This is a genomic window from Yersinia vastinensis (assembly GCF_902726565.1).
GTDB classification, from domain to species: Bacteria; Pseudomonadota; Gammaproteobacteria; order Enterobacterales; family Enterobacteriaceae; genus Yersinia; species Yersinia vastinensis.
The window spans coordinates 23,909-40,549 of the sequence record NZ_CACVAF010000006.1 but is presented as its reverse complement, the minus strand read 5'-3'; the positions used below and the strand labels follow the sequence as shown (position 1 = coordinate 40,549).

Sequence of the window (16,641 nt, the reverse complement as noted above, 5' to 3'; positions counted from 1 at the left end):
ACAAAGCCTCCTATTAATGGAGGCTTTTTTTATCGTCGAGCAAACGGCGGACAATCACCCCGAACTGCTCAGGTTTACCAGCAAATAGTACATTGTCTGGCTGAATCTGTAGCAATCGACGGCGCAAGCTATCACGCCAAACTTTGTCACTAATCAGCCGAACAGCCACTGCAATATATTCAGCTAAGCTATGTGCAACCAGTTCCTCACCCAGCCCCAAACGGCGAAATAACCCTTCATCGATATGTTCATGAACTTCGGCCCCACTGAGACACACACCGGGTAATCCCTGACGCACGGTATCAACGATGCCATTGGTATTGCCGAAAGGGAATGGATTGATAAAGAGGTCACATTGGTTAATCACCTGCAAATAATCCAGATACGCCAAGTGTTCGTAAACTTTCGCTTGGGGCACCACCTCATGAACCGCTTTTTCCATGACCCGATGGGTGATACCCCAACAAAAACCCACGAGAAAATGAAAAATAACTGGTGTAGATGTGCGCTGCGCTATTTCCTCACAGGTGGCGAGAAAACGCGGATTAATCTTCATGGCAGATGCACAAACAGCAATATGTACCTCGGGCCGCTCATCAACGTGCAATAGAGGTTCCGGTTGGCTGATATTGGCGGGAGGGACGTAGGGTAAGCAATCTTTGGGTAATGAGACCACGTTTTCGGAAAAGCAGCCAATGTCGCCTAAATAGTCCTCTTCCACTAAAACGGCATCAATATAATCGGAATGTGTTGTGGCAGGATGGCCTAACGCCATCACCTGTAGGGGCGCTAAACGTAAATTGGTCAGCGCAATGGTCAGTGGGAACATACCAACACTGGGGAAATAGATAACGTCAGGAAGTAATCGCTGTGCCAAAGCCACGATGGCCTCGACAGCGCCTGCACGGCTGACCTCGGTAAAGTCATCAAATACCTCGCGAGCGAGGGTGTCTGTCGCCTCCGAAATTGTAGTGCCATGGGTAGAAAAGTGCTCCCGCGCAGCACGTAATGTACTGGAATGGGTTCGATAAATAGAATGGCCGCTGTTAAACCACTCTAAAATAACTAACATTAATGGTTTATCGCGTAAGGGTGGCAATAAGTCATTATCAGATAATCCACGATGAAGCAGTGAATTGCGCAGATGAAAATTAATGCTGCGCTTTATAGCATGCTTTTGTGCCATATCGGCATAACTGCAATGCATATAAACATCATGCAGAATGCGCTCTGGCAGATGTTCAATACGGTCCAACGTTAATAGTTTTTCAGGCAGCCAACCCAAGAGGAACTCGCGCTTAGCGTGCCCTACCGTACTGGGTAAAATCCGCGGAGACAATAAAGCCAGAAATAGTGCCGCCGTCGCATACGGATTAAATTGCCATAATATTTCCGGTTGTAGGGGAATACCTGATTCAGGTAAATACATCACACAGAATTTAAGAAAGTGGCCTCGTTCAAACCGAAGAGGATGTGCACAGCCTTCTCCTGCCTGATTCAGGTTCGTAATCACATGATCAGCATGTCCAAATGGAGAGGCGGCAAAAATTAAGGCAATCCAACGATGAAAATTGATTAATTGTAAAAATCCTTTTTCCGATAACACAAAACCCGGATCGGAAAACAGATTCCCAATGGCGGCCGCCAGCCGATTACAATAATGTGCCTGCTGCTGCGGCGACGGTTTATTTAGCGAGAAAACATCCCAACGACCATAGTGTGTATCTAACTGCTCCAGCATGAATATTAATACTCGCCCCGCTTCTTCATAGCGTCGGGCGCTGACTAAAAACTCAAAATAGGGCAGTGAAAATACTGTTGGCTCCTCGACTATCGGCGCGATTTCAATTGTTTTTTCCACTATTGTTGCTCTCCCTGGCCATGACGCACTCACCCAATGAATGCATTTATCCGCTAAATAACTCCCCTAACAATGCATTGCTGCTCCTCATCCTCGACTTAATGTTGCGGTTTCCATCGCCCAAAAATGTGCTTGTCGCAGACTTCCTGCTGGAGAGAGGCATCAGACGGAATACAAATTGCAATACTGGTGTTGGCGACAATATCTCTCTCAGGCTCGCTCACAATCGAGGGCGGGAAAGGCTGGTGTTCAAGAGAACTGAGAATCTGCCCGTGTTCCACCAACAATAATTCAGGCTCTTCTCTCCGTGACGGGAGGGTTATTTCTCCCGCGATTCTCAGAGTATTCCTTCCGGAAACGAGGTCTGGTTTCGGTTTCCGTTTCGGTTTCGGTTTAGTCGTCTTCACATTAGCGCCGCTACGCGTAATATTTCCGCCTAAATGAGTGTTATCGACAGGCTTGCCATTGAACGTCACATTGTCATGGATAAGGCCGGGTGATGTTATGTATATAAGAGGCTTACCTGAGCCAATGACAGCAAGATCGCGTAGCTCTGCATCGTCATCGAGAAAAACACCGTAATTATTGCCGGAGATACCGCTTATTACCCCCCCAGTGAGCGAACCATCAACATCCACCCCATGACCCTTGTTAGCGGCATTACCTGTAATAGTGGCATTGCCTTTATTTGTCACAGCGCCGGTGATCGCTACACCATGCCCGTCGACGCTATTGCCATTAAGGAAGGTGTTATCGAGAGTGTTATTACCGCCCAACTGCACGCCAGTACCTTTACCGCCGATCGCATTACCGGTCACTGCCAGTTGATCATTCGCCCCACCGCCGGTCAAAATCGCATCTTTGCCGATATCAACACCGCTGCCGTTACTGGTATTGCCTTGCACGGTGCTGCCATTGCTGCCGGCCAGATTGGCGACAATCTCCACACCCTTACCGTCGGTACTGCGACCATTGAGCGCTACATTGTTAAGCGTAGTGTCACCCTCCACTATAACGCCGACGCCGGTGTCGGATGTACCAATCACCACACCGCCACTCACCGCACCATCCAGTTGGATCCCGTCGCCGTGATTTGTTTTACCGTCAATAGCTGTATTGCCGGTATTCACCAACGGGCCGGAGATATCCACCCCACTGCCGTCAGTGGCATTGCCATGAAGTGAAATGTTATCGAGAGCATTATTACCGCGTAGTTGCACGCCGCTCCCCTTATCGCCGGTGGCATTACCGGCCACTGCCAGCAAGTCATCAACCCTGCTCCCGGTTAAGGTGACCTTATTACTCACCATGACACCCGTGCCATTCACCGTATTACCCTGCACCACGCTGCTTTGGCGACCTACGATATTTCCCGCCATTTCCACCCCTTTACCGTCGATGCTTCCCCCCACTAGCGCAACATTATTGAGAACTGTATCGCCATCAATTTTCACCCCACTGCCGCTAGTTGAAACACCATTAATACGACTATCGCCAAGTGAGCCATTAATATGAACACCAATGCCGCTGACTGAGGTCCCATTAACGACATGATTATTCAGTGAACCATTAATTTGTACACCGATACCGGTACCGGAAGCCGTACCACTTAATCCCGTATTGCCACGGCTAGTTAACGAGCCGTCAACATCTAATGCAATACCCTCTACAGCAGAACCATTTAAACTGGTATTGCTTAAATCGTTATTGCCATTCAGTTTTATTCCCGTTCCTGCTCCTGCCGTCGCCTCCCCAGCAAGGGTGAGTAAATCAACTTGACTGGTGCCAGTTACATTCACATTTTCAGCAATATCAATGCCGTAGCCAATACCATTAACTGTCCCATTAATCGTACTTTGGTGAATTCCTTTTACTTCACTGGTGATTTCCACGCCTTTACCATGACGGCTGACACCATTGAGTGCAGCATTATCTAATACAGTACGAGTGATAACATTAGAGCCTGGAGGAGAATCAATTCTCACACCGCTATGACTAATTGAACCGCCACTCAGTGTGGCATCAGTAATTGTTGCATTACCGCTAATGATTAAGCCTTCTGCGTGAGTGGAATTCCCCGTAATATTAATCCGACTGACTTGATGCTCTGGACTAAAAAGGTGAACGCCAATGCCATCAACGCTAGTACCTTCAATAGTGACGGGACCTGTACTGTTATTCACCACCCCAGAAATAGCAACTCCGTGACCGGCAACACTACTGCCCCTAATCAACGTGTCACCCTCACCATTTAATACCACCGTATTATTATCTCTCGGGAAGTGAATTCCCGAACCACGGGTTGAACTGCCCTCCATTTTTAACGATCCGTTATTATTAATCGTTAACTTAATTGGGCCTGAGTGGGTGATACCATTCCCACCAGCGGTATCTTGTGCGCCATTATTTTCTCCAACTAAAGAGAGTTGGCTTCCTTTGGCGATATTAAGTGTATTCGGCCCATAAAAATAAATACCTTTTCGTGTTGCACCTATTCCTTCCGTTTTTCCTTGAAAGGTAATAATGCCTTCAATGGATAAGCTGTTATTTTCTCTGAATCCAATACCGGCTCCCTGTGACGTATTTAGCGCACTGCCAATAACGGAACCATTCTGAGCCTTGATAGTATTATTCCCTACCATACTCAAAGTTGAACTGAGTGCTGAAGTCAAAGCTGATACTGTCTCGGCATAAACCGTCACATTACCCGCAATGGCAGTTAGATCTATATTACTAAAATGTACACTCCCCAACCCCGAACCATTAATCGCAATGTTACCCGTTCCAGATACCAGACTAACATTGTCTAAATTCATTGATGAACTTTGAACACTAACATTGCTATTATTGGCTTTTAAGGTGATATCACGTTGGGCCTTAATCATATTACGTGAAGTATCTGAAGCACCTTGAATAACAATCCCTTCACCCGTACTGTTCGCCTCTCCATTCAATATAATATCTCGGTTAGAATTTAAGGAGGAGTTAGCCTTAATCCAAATGCTTTTATTTTTCGCTGTGGTATTAATATGAATATCGTCAACAGTTGAGGTTACATTAACCCCTGATAGCACGATACCTCCAAGGTCGACAGGATCGGACGTTATTTCAATATTATTTGCAGTGATATTTGTATTGGTAATGTTACTTGTTTTCTCTCCTGCAATATTTAAATGATAATCACCATTAAGACTTTCTATATTGGCATAATCCACAATGACACTCATTCCGGCGGATTTACCCGAATCATTCCCGTTCATTGAGATATTCCCACTCGCCGTAATATTGGCATAATCAGTGGAGTCACCACCAATTTTGATACCCTCAGTGCCTGCAAGCAACCCAGTGGTGATACCTTGCAACGCAATATTGCCATTGGCATTTAAACTACTATTCCCAGAGATCCATATCCCTTTATTGGTTGTTGTGCTATTGGCATTAATATCGCCCGCTGTCGCTATAATACGGCTGTTCGCCAATAAAAAACCATCTGCACCAGTAATATGGCTCTCAATATTGACATGTTGTCCACTGACCAATGAACCACTATTAAAATCAACACCTTTATTTGACGCAGTCATAATACTGCCATTTAAATTAATCGAAACATTTCCCAATAATGAGGTTAATTTACTCGAATTAAAGGCTAACCCACCCCATGTAGTCCCATTCGCTTGGAATATAATATTTTTATCACTGGTTATTGTTGTATTAGAGAAAGATGCCATCCATGCAGTTTTGGAATTAGAAGTAATGGCAAAGATTATATCCCCCTTTCCGATAATGGTTGAGTTACCTGATATTTCAACACTCCGCCACCCTTGTCCATTCGAATTGCTGCTCTCACCTGCTATCCGCGTTTCACCTGCTACGGTTATGTTAGCGGCATTACTGATATTCACCCCGACCTGAGAAGCAACACCGGTATTTCCATCAAACGTCAGGTTACCGACGTCATAACGCCCACCGATCACACTGATACGAGCTGTATTATTCTCATTCGCGTGCTTTGCCAACAAATCCCCGCCATTTAATAGCACAGAACTGTTATTTAATGTAATAACTGAGTCAACTGTTGTGTTGCCAGCCAGTAAATTAACATTCAATTTCCCCGCACTCGCGGTAATATTATTATTAGCGACGATATTGCCATCAGCATGTAACGTTAGCGTAGCATCTGTCCCAGAAATTTTATTAATATCGGCTTGCAGCGTAATATTACACCATCGGCAACTCAATGAACGGCCATTACTGGTAGTAATCGTGACATTCGTGCCGCTATTGAGTTGAGCATTAATACTGCTATTGGCTATTTGTGCAACATTAGTCGTTGGAATAAAAATTTGTGCGTTAGTAACATGCCCGGCAGGAATGTTTCCCGCCTGAATCAATACTCCACTCTCAGCACCACTGCCGACGATGTTCACCTCTGCCGGATCGAGCAGCCAAGTTCCGCTTCTTCCATAAATAGCCGCAGCATCAACCTGACCAAAAGCCTGCAAATTACGCACACTGGATGTTTCAACCTGCCCACCATTTCCTGACTCCCCCCCACCTCTGGCATAAATATCGCCATAAAAGCCCGTGTAATGATCAGACCAAAGCACAGCCACACCACCATGCCCCTTATTGGTGGCTGAAACATCAATCTTTGCACCTTTATCCATGACGACTGAGTGAGCATTTCTTATATTTTTATTTTTACCCTGCCAACCGCCGCCGACCCATACTTTTCCACCGCCGTCACGGCCGCGCGCATCTATTTTACTGCCGGTGACCAAATGAATATTTTCACCTTGAAGAATAACCTCCCCACCACGTCCCTGTGGATGACTCACATCGACCCTTCCATGTTGTTTCGTGACACCGACACCACCACTATCGAGGTGAATAACACCATTTTTCCCAGATATTCCGTTGGCCTGTAAAATACCCGTATTATTAATTACGGTATTCATCAACATATCTTTACCATGAGCCGTCAGTTGGATAACCCCTTCATCAGCCTGAATCAGCCCACCATTTTGTAATAGTGCAGTAATCTGCTCACTCTGAATCTGCACTCCCAATAATTGCCCATGATCCAAATTGAGTGTGACACGTTGACCAGCAGCAAATAATGTTCTGCCTTGGGGGGTATGAATAATGCCTGAACTCTGGTTATCCACTCGTTGCCCTACGAGCGCAATATAGCCACCTGATGTGGTACGTAAATTAGCCTGATTAATAACGCTACCTTCCTGCTTTCGACTTATCAGCGTATAGCGTCCATTGATAAAATCATGATCAGACATGGATTTCGTCGTGGCAACCAGCCCACCGACATTAACCTCAGCCCCTTTGCCAAATAAAATGCCATTAGGATTAAGTAGGAACACCTGACCGTTTGCTTTGAGGTTGCCGTATATCTGCGATGCATTTCGTCCCAATACGCGATTCAATGCAATGCTCTGGACGCTAGGCTGGTTATAAATAACGCTATTCCCCTGCGCGATATCAAAACTGCGCCAATTAATCGCTAATTTATCGCTTTGCTGTGTCACCGTGAGAGTGGCGTTATTTATACCTAGCTCGCCTTGCCCGACAACAACTTGACCGTCAATGGGTAATGAGGAACGAGCGAATACCAGCAAAGGCGATGTTCCCAGAGCCAGTCCCATCATTATGGCTAGAGGCGTTAATATTCTGGTGTAATGCTCTTTAATTAATTTCTCCCCTGTTGACGAAAATGATTTCCCATAGGATCGGGTAAATTCTCCAACAGCAACGAAACATCCCAATCTATGACAAAAAATAAGTTTGTATAATTTACTGTTCATTATTCACCTCCATTTAATCTGACAAATATGCAGGTAAACGCTAGAACATCTTATAAGCGTTGAGCCATAACTGGTCGTGGTCTTGATTACGTGTTATTGCCTGACCGGTTCGATGTGCCCAAGTCAGATTTAAGGTGTAATCTGCCGGGCGAGCGAATGAAATATAGGCACCAGCGCCAGATAAATTAATGTTATTTTCTGATAGGCCCTCAATTGGTTGGCGATAATATGCCCCCCACCCCTGATCAAAAAATGCAGCAATCATAATTTGATTCCCGACGCCTGCCCATGCAGGAAAATGGGGTTGCCAGTGAGTACGTAACTCCGTGGTAAATACAGTGCCTTTGTCTACCGCCCCCTCACCAATACCATAGGCACGGACAGCCAATGGCCCTGCCAGTAATAGCTTTTGAGAACTATCAAGATTCTTACTGGCCATTTGGCCGGTGAACTGATTAAAAAATGAAACATAGGAACTAAAACCCTGATCATGGCCGAGACGATAATTAAAGCGAGCAAAGGTGCCCCCTATTCCGGTCAGCGTATTTACACTTTGGCTAAATTCATCGTCCAGAGAAAGGTGGCCCGCTGTACCGAGTAAATTGAAATGACTCAGCCCTCGAGGCAAGGCACTTAGCGAGCCATCAATACCGAACTCACCAGCATCCAGATTTCGTTTTTGTTTTGGCAGCATAATCAGTGAATCGCGCATTCTGGCCTGATAATAGCCGACATTTGCATTTACCCTGACTTGTGAATTACGTATCCATGGATGACGTAAATTAATACCCCACGTATCGGAATACCCATGAGCATCCAACGCATCGAATGGCCCGGCTAAGGTGTAATTCAAATGACTATAATTAATTGCAGCACGGGTACCATAGGTATTAATAGGAAAGTTGTAATCTAGCAAACCACTAAAAACATCTGTTGAACTGGATAATATTAGATCTGCCCGTAATTGATCCCCCCATCCAGTTAAATGATTAAATGCCCCTCCAACTAATAGCCGATTATGACCAGAATAATCATTACCTTGATTATCTATCCCCAGATACCCCATTGCACGCTGCCCCGGAGTAATATCAGCGTAAATTCGAGTCATTCCAGATTGAGTTCCTGGCTTTAATGCCAGAGAAGCATCGATACCGGGAATTTCATTAAGAATAAGTGCTGTACGTTCCAGGCGGGATAATTCTACTGGAGAAGCGGCACAGTTTTTTCCACCAAAGAATCCAACCTCTTTGCCGCAACTATTACTTTCAATCATAGCGATAGCAAATGGGGTATTCAGTCGAGTTTGATTATTGATTTCAGGTTTATCTAATCTTCCGGCAATCACTCTAACCAAAATAATACCATTATGAACAGTTTGAGGCGGTAATATTGCCTGAGCGGCGACCCATCCGTTATTCCGATAGAACCGAGTTATTGCCAACGCCATACTCTGCAAATCAGAAAATGTTAATGACTGGCCTAACCAAGGGGTAACCACCGTGTACAAATCCTGATAACTGGTAGACAACAACTCAGTATCCCCCTCAAATCTCACCTTACTTAATATAATATAATGCTCGACAACAGGTTGATTGGGTGGCGATGCTGGCGTCAGTGTCTGGAACTGTATTTCTGTTTCATGTGGTACTGGCGTAGGCTCTACCGTTGTTTGCCTAATTTCATTACTAATATTACCTGCATTAGGTATATTTATTATTTGAGGCGCAGCGATAAGATTAAAATTTAAAAAGAGCACAGAGAAAGGGAAAAAAAGAAATAAAACCGAACTTTTTTTTGATTGGTTTAACATCATTACTGGGTAATAAAAATATCGCATAAATACATGCCCATTTAATTAGAGATAACATCAGCCAAACAATAACCACCCTAATTACTTAATTAGTCGGCCACTCAGTAAATTTTTTAGTTATCAATATAATAGTTAATTAAAATAAACCTCGAGTGATAATAGTTAGATAAATTAAAAATGAGCAATAAAAAAACAGTATGTTAACTGCTAAACTCTCATCTGTTTGTTATGAAAACAGCCTAGTAGGACAGGTCTCTTTCTCACAAATAGTTATTTTAGTTGAATAGTAAGTTATTAATCCAAAACAATAATAAGTCGCAAAGGTAAATGATTTCAAAATAAGTATTACTTATATTAATAGCAATGAATTATTGTAACCTTATGAAAATCATTAATTTAAACAACAAGACTATTAAAGCGTAGCGTTCAAAGCTAATTTAATATATCAATAAGTTATGAAAGAAAATAAATCGAATTAAATTACACTAAAAAATATTGAATTCATTGCATGAGAAAAGTGTTATTAACATTAATAGTATTTAAAATAATAAAGCCACCCTAGATTGCTATGCAGGGTGGCTATATTTTTATAGAAATAGCGGCAATTAATGCAGTGTGGCCGATTTAGTTATCCATTTTGCCTAATACGGGCTATTAGATCATCAATACTGTCAATGTGCGACGCCGCCAATATCAATGTCCTCCCTAAGTTCAGGGCATGGCGTTGGCATGCTCTGCGCATTTCATCATCAGCAATACTATCCAAATCAGCAACATGGGCTAGCCCAATGGTGCGTCTGATTAATTCACTACCACAGTAACCAATGGTATCTTGCCAAACCTGCTGAAGAAATAGCTGGGCATAGCCCTCGATTGCCAGTGCTGAATCCTGCGTTTTTTCCTGACTCAATGCCAAAAAACGGTAAGAGAAAGTTTCCCAGAGAACATGAATATCTTTTAGTCGTTGTTCACGACCTGCCGCTGCATCACGTGCGCCAGCCAATCCCGGTAAGCCACAATAATTGAGCAGCAAATTCCCCAGCGCAGTGCCCACATCAAAGCCAATCGGGCCATAAAAACCAAATTCCGCATCAATGGTTTTCAGGCGGCCATCCGCGACAAAAATTGAACCACTGTGAATATCACCGTGAAGTAACGCCTCAGCTTTACTTAAAAAACGATGCTTCAGGGAAGCCACAGCCAATTTAAGCGCATGATCCTGACGCAGTGCCAATACATCGGCTAATAAAGCTGGGTCAAAATTATTGCGTTCATGGTCTATATAAGGATCAGTGAAGAACAGATCTTCGGTTATTTGGCACAATTCCGGGTTGGTATATTGGCTTACTGCGGCTTTTTTAGCTTGGGCTGACTGATAAAAATCTGAAGTATGGAATAAGGTCTGCGCCAAGTATTCCGCCAGTTGTGCAGCGGCCTGCGGGTAGTGCTTTCCAGCGAGCAACTCACTGCGCCAGATATGGTGATCAGATAAATCCTCTTGCACCATCACGGCTAATTCCACGTCATGGTGCAATATATTGACGGTATGTTGTGGACAGAATTGGCTGTGTGTCAGCAGCGTTTGTGCCTCAATTCTGGCGCGATCTAAGGTCAACGGCCAAGATTCACCAACGCAACGTACGTAAGGCAGCGCTTGTTTGACAATGACTCGGCTCACCCCTGCTGTATCGCGGATTTTAAATACCAAGTTGAGATTTCCATCACCAATTTCATCAGCCGACACTAAAGTCAGTGGATCGGCCACTTGGCCGAATTGACGAGCATATTCAACAGCATCCGCAGCAGTAAATGTATGGTAGCGCGACATCTTCAACCTCTTTTTCTTTTATCTGATTCTGATTCACTCACCGCCAACCCTGTGTTTAGCCGTGAAATTATTCCCTGTTAGTACAAAAATCCCAAATTTAGGCGTAAAACCATATAGACGTCTACACATCCATAAGTTATGTTGGCAGAATAAGAAACCAGATGCAATAACGCAACATGGATTTAACTGACAATGCAGATGCTTAACATGCTCAATTTACAAACAACCAGCTTAAAAATTGTTGATAACCAGCTTTGGATACTCGATCAACAGGCCTTGCCGCAGCGCCAAGAATGGTTGTCTGCCGATACTGTGGAATTGCTGATTGAGCATATTCAAGCACTGCGAGTACGCGGTGCCCCCTTGATTGGTCTGTCTGCCAGCCTATTGTTGGCCTTGCTGGCAGAACGTGGCTTATCACAAGCTCAACTTGAGCAAGCCCTAATTGCTCTACGGGAATCGCGCCCTACTGCGGTTAATCTGATGAATAATCTGGCCCGGATGCAGCAAGCACTTTTGCAAGCCAACTGGGTGGAAACCATGGTGCACGAGGCTTTGCGCTTGGTAGAGGAAGATCGCGAACTCTGTGAGCGTATTGCCCAACATGGTGCTGCACTGGTAAAACCCGGCAGCAACCTGCTGACTCACTGCAATACCGGCGGGCTGGCAACTGCGGGGATCGGTACGGCTATCGGTGTATTACTGCGCGCTCACCAGCAGGGCAAAATCCGTCAAGTGTGGGTCGATGAAACCCGCCCTTTGTTGCAAGGTGGCCGCTTAACGGCATGGGAGTTAGGGGAACTGGGTATTCCATATCAATTAATTTGTGATTCGATGGCCGCCAGCTTGATGGCGCAAGGTCAAGTAGATGCCATTTGGGTCGGTGCGGACCGAATTGCCGCCAATGGCGATATCGCGAATAAAATTGGCACATATAGTCTGGCGGTCTTGGCTCACTACCACCGTATTCCATTCTACGTTGCCGCACCACACACTACCCATGATCCGGCTTGTCCTAATGGTGCAGCCATCCCTATAGAGCAGCGGGCAGCCAGTGAAGTCACCGGAGTGTCTGGGAGTTTTGGCAACTGCCAATGGGCGCCACAAGATGCGAGAGTGTACAACCCGGCGTTTGATGTTACCCCGGCAGCATTAATTAGCGGTTGGGTTTTGGACAGTGGTGTAATTACACCAGAGCAAGTGACAGCAGGCTTCTTCCAACCTGAGCATTAAAAAAAACCTCAGGTGGCTATACTGCCGCCTGAGGTCAACTTTTGCTCAATTCAATCGAGGATAAGCATCGGCAATCTTATCACCGGTAAAATGTGCCACCCATCCTTCTGGGTTATCAAATACACGAATAGCGGTGAAATTCGGTGCCGATCCCATATCAAACCAATGACGAGTATTCGCAGGGACGGAGATGAGATCATTCTTTTCACAGAGAATTTGATAAATCTTACCATTCAGGTGCAAGCAAAATAGCCCACTGCCTTCAACGAAGAAACGCACTTCATCTTCACCGTGAGTATGTTCCGATAAAAATTTCTCACGTAAAACTTCACGCTGCGCGTTATCGGGGCGCATACTGATCACATCCCAACTCTGATAGCCTTTTTCTGCGACTAATCGATCAATTTCGTGCTGATAAGCGGCTATCACCGTTTCAGGTTGTGGATTTTCGCCCAACTCACGGTCTGCTTGCCAACGCTCAAAACGCACGCCAATGGCCGTCAACTCCTGTTGGATTGCATCAGCATCAACACTTTGCCACAGTGGCTGCGCCGGCTGTTCTTCACTGAAAATAGTTAATCCGCTCATACTGTAAAACCCCCAGCTCTTTATTTAAAACGCGCTAAATCTATCTGATCAAAGCGGTTGACTTGTGGATGACGGCTCTCGCTATCAGGAAGGTCGCGAATCAACTGGCAGGTATGCCAGCCGGCAAGTTGTGCAGCATCCAATTCCTGACGGATATCAGATAAAAACAGTAACGCTGGCGGTGCAATCGCCAATTGACTAGCAATATTCTGGTAAGCGCTCACTTCACGTTTGGCCCCTACGTGGGTATCAAAATAGCCGCTGAATAAGGGGCGTAAATCTCCTGCATCGCTGTAACCAAACAGCAATTTCTGGGCATCAACAGAGCCGGAGGAGTAGACATACAGTCCTAGCCCCTGCTGTTGCCAATCAGCCAATTGTTGAGCAACTTCCGGGTAGAGATGGCCGCGAAAATCACCGTGCAGGTAGCCACTACGCCAGATAATGCCTTGAATGGCCTTCAGTGCCGTAGATTTGCGGTCTTCATCCATAAAACGGTGCAAAGTATCAATCAACGTTTCAGTATCTGCATCGGGTTGCTCAATCTCGCGGCGCAAATCAGTTAGAGCGGCAACAATCTCTTCATCTTGTTGATGTTCAAACAGAAATGGGGTTAATCGCTCTCTGGCATAAGGAAACAGCACTTGATGCACAAAGCGAATGTCAGTGGTGGTGCCTTCAATATCGGTAACAATTGCCTGAATCATTCGGCCTCCAGCCTTAAGGGTTTACGTCAAACAAGCGCCGTTGTAATTCACACTGGAACAAAAACTCCAGCCCTTCCAAATGGCGGCGCGCTTCAGATACCGAATTCCCCCAACAATACAGGCCATGGCCACGCACTAAAAAGCCATAACGCAGTGGATGATTATCCGCCAACGCGGCGACTCGCTGCGCCAACGCAGGAATATCCTGATCATTATCGAAGATAGGGATGACCACGGTATCAAGATGACTGCGCTGCCCGGAAAGCGATTTTTGCATTTCGTAGCCCTGCAATACCAACTCATTGCTACGTTCTACTCGCGATAACACCGTAGCGTTCACCGAGTGAGTATGTAAGACCGCATTGATTTCAGGATACAGACGATAAAGTAAGGTATGCAGGCCGGTTTCGGCTGAAGGTGTACGGCCACTCGGCACATGATTACTGGCGGTTTCCACCAGTAAAAAGTCATCTGCGGTCAAACTGCCTTTATCTTTGCCAGATTCCGTCACCAGACAGTGTGCTGAGTCCAGACGCAGGGACATATTGCCACCGGTCGCAGGGCACCAGCCCTTCTCACCGATCCAGTGGCAGGCGGCGAGTAACGCGCCAAGTTGTACATTTTCGGTCATTGCATATCCCTGTTGTGGTGTTGGTGTGCCCTAGCCCGCAGCTACTGCAATTAGCTGGATAATCGCTGTTAGCACAATTTTATCTATGCTTAGCACATTACGTCATTTAGCCGTTTAAACATCTAAGCGTCTCGATTGCCAAATCTTAACATCGTGTTATATTGACGGCAACATACGGCACCAGGAGTATTCACCTGCCATGAGCACTTTATCTTTTATTCCAGACAGTAAATTGCCTGCACAAGGCACCACCATCTTCACCCAAATGAGTGCATTGGCGCAAAAACATCAAGCCATTAACCTGTCGCAGGGATTCCCGGATTTCGATGGACCTGACTATCTAAAGCAGCGATTGGCCTATCATGTCAGCCAAGGCGCTAACCAATATGCGCCCATGACGGGTGTTGCACCGCTGCGCCATGCCATTGCGGAGAAAACCGCAAAAAGTTATGGCTGGCAGCCTGATGCCGATAGCGAAGTTACCGTGACTACCGGTGCCAGTGAAGCCTTATTTGCCGCGATTACAGCCTTGGTTCGTCCCGGCGATGAAGTTATTTGCTTTGACCCCAGCTACGACAGTTATGCCCCAGTGGTGAAACTGGCAGGCGGTATTCTCAAGCGTATCGCTCTCAAGCCCCCAGCATTCACCACTGACTGGGCCGAATTTGCCGATTTGATTTCTGAGCGCACTCGATTGGTGATTGTGAATACACCCCATAACCCTTCTGCAACGGTTTGGCGCGCAGCCGATTTTGAACAGCTATGGCAAGTGATTGCTGAACGCAATATTTATGTATTGAGTGATGAAGTGTACGAACATATCTGCTTCAGTGACGCAGGCCATGCCAGCATATTGGCTCATCCGCAATTACGGGAGCGGGCGATAGCGGTATCTTCTTTTGGCAAAACTTTTCACATGACTGGCTGGAAAGCGGGTTATTGCATTGCCCCTGCCGCCATCAGTGCTGAAGTGCGTAAAATTCACCAATATCTGACCTTCTCAGTCTGCACCCCCGTTCAGTTGGCACTGGCCGATATGCTGAATGCCGAACCAGAACATTGGCAGCAATTGCCGGCGTTTTACCGCGCTCGCCGCGACCGCTTTGTCGATGCGTTATCTGCCAGTCGCCTGAAAATCCTACCCAGCGAGGGCACTTATTTCCTCTTGGTCGATTACAGCGCGGTTTCAGATCTTGATGATGTTGAGTTCTGCCAATGGCTGACCGAACAAGTGGGCGTGGCGGCTATTCCTTTATCGGTATTCTGTGAAGGCCCCTTCCCCCATAAACTGATCCGGCTTTGCTTCGCCAAACAAGATGCCACGCTGGACGCCGCTGCGGAGCGATTGTGTCAACTTTAAAACTGACTCTACTGCAACAACCGCTGGTGTGGTTGGATGCGCAAGCTAATCTGCGTCACTTTGACATGCTATTAGCGTCTTTGACGCCACGAGATGTGATTGTGCTGCCAGAAATGTTTACCACCGGTTTTGCCATGAATGCAGCTGAAAATGCACTTTCAGAAGCCGAGATCATCGACTGGCTGTGCCAATGGTCGGCACGTACTGATGCTCTGGTGGGGGGAAGTGTGGCGTTGAGCACACCACAGGGCGCAGTTAACCGTTTTCTGCTGGCTGAACCTAGTGGAAAAATCCATCGCTATGACAAGCGCCACTTATTCCGTATGGCGGGTGAACATCATCATTATCAGGCAGGTAAAGAGCGCAAAATTGTGGCATGGCGCGGCTGGCGTATTTTACCGCAAGTCTGTTATGACCTGCGTTTCCCGGTGTGGTCACGTAACCTGCAAGATTATGATTTAGCGTTGTATGTCGCTAATTGGCCTGCAGCTCGTGCCAAACACTGGCAAACCTTGCTGGCAGCCCGTGCGATAGAAAATCAGGCTTACGTAGCGGGCTGTAATCGAGTCGGTGATGATGATAATGGTCATTATTATCAAGGCGATAGCCTCATTCTAGATGCGCAAGGCGAGGTTCTGGCACAGGCAGAACCAGGGCAAGCCACACAATTAAATGCGGAGCTATCGCTAGAAACACTGCAAAATTACCGCGAAGCGTTTCCGGCTTATCATGATGCCGACAAATTTTTACTGGTATAAATATCCAGCAATGGGAAGCGTGCCTCGCGGCACGTTAACCCCGCGG

The 16,641-nt window shown here is 46.0% G+C and carries 10 protein-coding genes; 3 read left to right on the top strand and 7 right to left on the bottom strand.

The features are described from left to right. Positions 1-13: 13 nt before the first annotated feature. The 4 genes from HUZ92_RS10380 to mtnK form a co-directional block, all read right to left on the bottom strand. Positions 14-1,864, bottom strand: coding sequence for a hypothetical protein (locus HUZ92_RS10380; RefSeq protein ID WP_050101679.1), 1,851 nt, complete (start codon positions 1,862-1,864; stop codon positions 14-16). A 95-nt stretch (positions 1,865-1,959) separates the two neighbouring features. Continuing rightward, the gene (locus HUZ92_RS10375; RefSeq protein WP_145579573.1) at positions 1,960-7,680 is read right to left on the bottom strand and encodes a two-partner secretion domain-containing protein; all 5,721 of its coding nucleotides are present in this window, start codon (positions 7,678-7,680) and stop codon (positions 1,960-1,962) included. A gap of 40 nt (positions 7,681-7,720) precedes the next feature. Continuing rightward, positions 7,721-9,490 carry a ShlB/FhaC/HecB family hemolysin secretion/activation protein gene (locus tag HUZ92_RS10370; protein ID WP_174846827.1) on the bottom strand — a complete coding sequence of 590 codons (1,770 nt, stop codon included), beginning with the start codon at positions 9,488-9,490 and terminating at the stop codon, positions 7,721-7,723. A gap of 628 nt (positions 9,491-10,118) precedes the next feature. Beyond that, positions 10,119-11,318, bottom strand: coding sequence for an S-methyl-5-thioribose kinase (gene mtnK / locus HUZ92_RS10365; RefSeq protein WP_145579571.1), 1,200 nt, complete (start codon positions 11,316-11,318; stop codon positions 10,119-10,121). Between the two features lie 192 nt (positions 11,319-11,510). On the opposite strand from mtnK, the gene mtnA reads away from it, so the two are divergent. Beyond that, complete coding sequence (mtnA, locus tag HUZ92_RS10360) at positions 11,511-12,551, top strand: S-methyl-5-thioribose-1-phosphate isomerase (protein ID WP_050139946.1); 1,041 nt, start codon at positions 11,511-11,513, stop codon at positions 12,549-12,551. A gap of 45 nt (positions 12,552-12,596) precedes the next feature. Here the strand turns inward: mtnA and HUZ92_RS10355 are convergent, their stop codons facing one another. Genes HUZ92_RS10355 through HUZ92_RS10345 form a run of 3 tightly spaced genes read right to left on the bottom strand, consistent with a single transcriptional unit; the run spans position 12,597 to position 14,477 of the window. Next, positions 12,597-13,139, bottom strand: coding sequence for a 1,2-dihydroxy-3-keto-5-methylthiopentene dioxygenase (locus HUZ92_RS10355; RefSeq protein ID WP_050101648.1), 543 nt, complete (start codon positions 13,137-13,139; stop codon positions 12,597-12,599). 20 nt (positions 13,140-13,159) lie between these two features. After that, positions 13,160-13,846 carry an acireductone synthase gene (gene mtnC, locus HUZ92_RS10350; RefSeq protein ID WP_050101649.1) on the bottom strand — a complete coding sequence of 229 codons (687 nt, stop codon included), beginning with the start codon at positions 13,844-13,846 and terminating at the stop codon, positions 13,160-13,162. 13 nt (positions 13,847-13,859) lie between these two features. Further along, a complete protein-coding gene (locus HUZ92_RS10345) occupies positions 13,860-14,477 on the bottom strand; it encodes a methylthioribulose 1-phosphate dehydratase (protein WP_050101650.1) in 618 nt (205 codons plus the stop codon). 199 nt (positions 14,478-14,676) lie between these two features. On the opposite strand from HUZ92_RS10345, the gene HUZ92_RS10340 reads away from it, so the two are divergent. Beyond that, positions 14,677-15,837, top strand: a complete 1,161-nt coding sequence (locus HUZ92_RS10340; protein WP_050296055.1) for a pyridoxal phosphate-dependent aminotransferase — start codon at positions 14,677-14,679, stop codon at positions 15,835-15,837. Further along, a complete protein-coding gene (locus HUZ92_RS10335; protein ID WP_050296056.1) occupies positions 15,825-16,595 on the top strand; it encodes an amidohydrolase in 771 nt (256 codons plus the stop codon). Before HUZ92_RS10340 ends, HUZ92_RS10335 begins: the two co-directional genes overlap by 13 nt. The last annotated feature ends 46 nt before the right edge of the window (positions 16,596-16,641 follow it).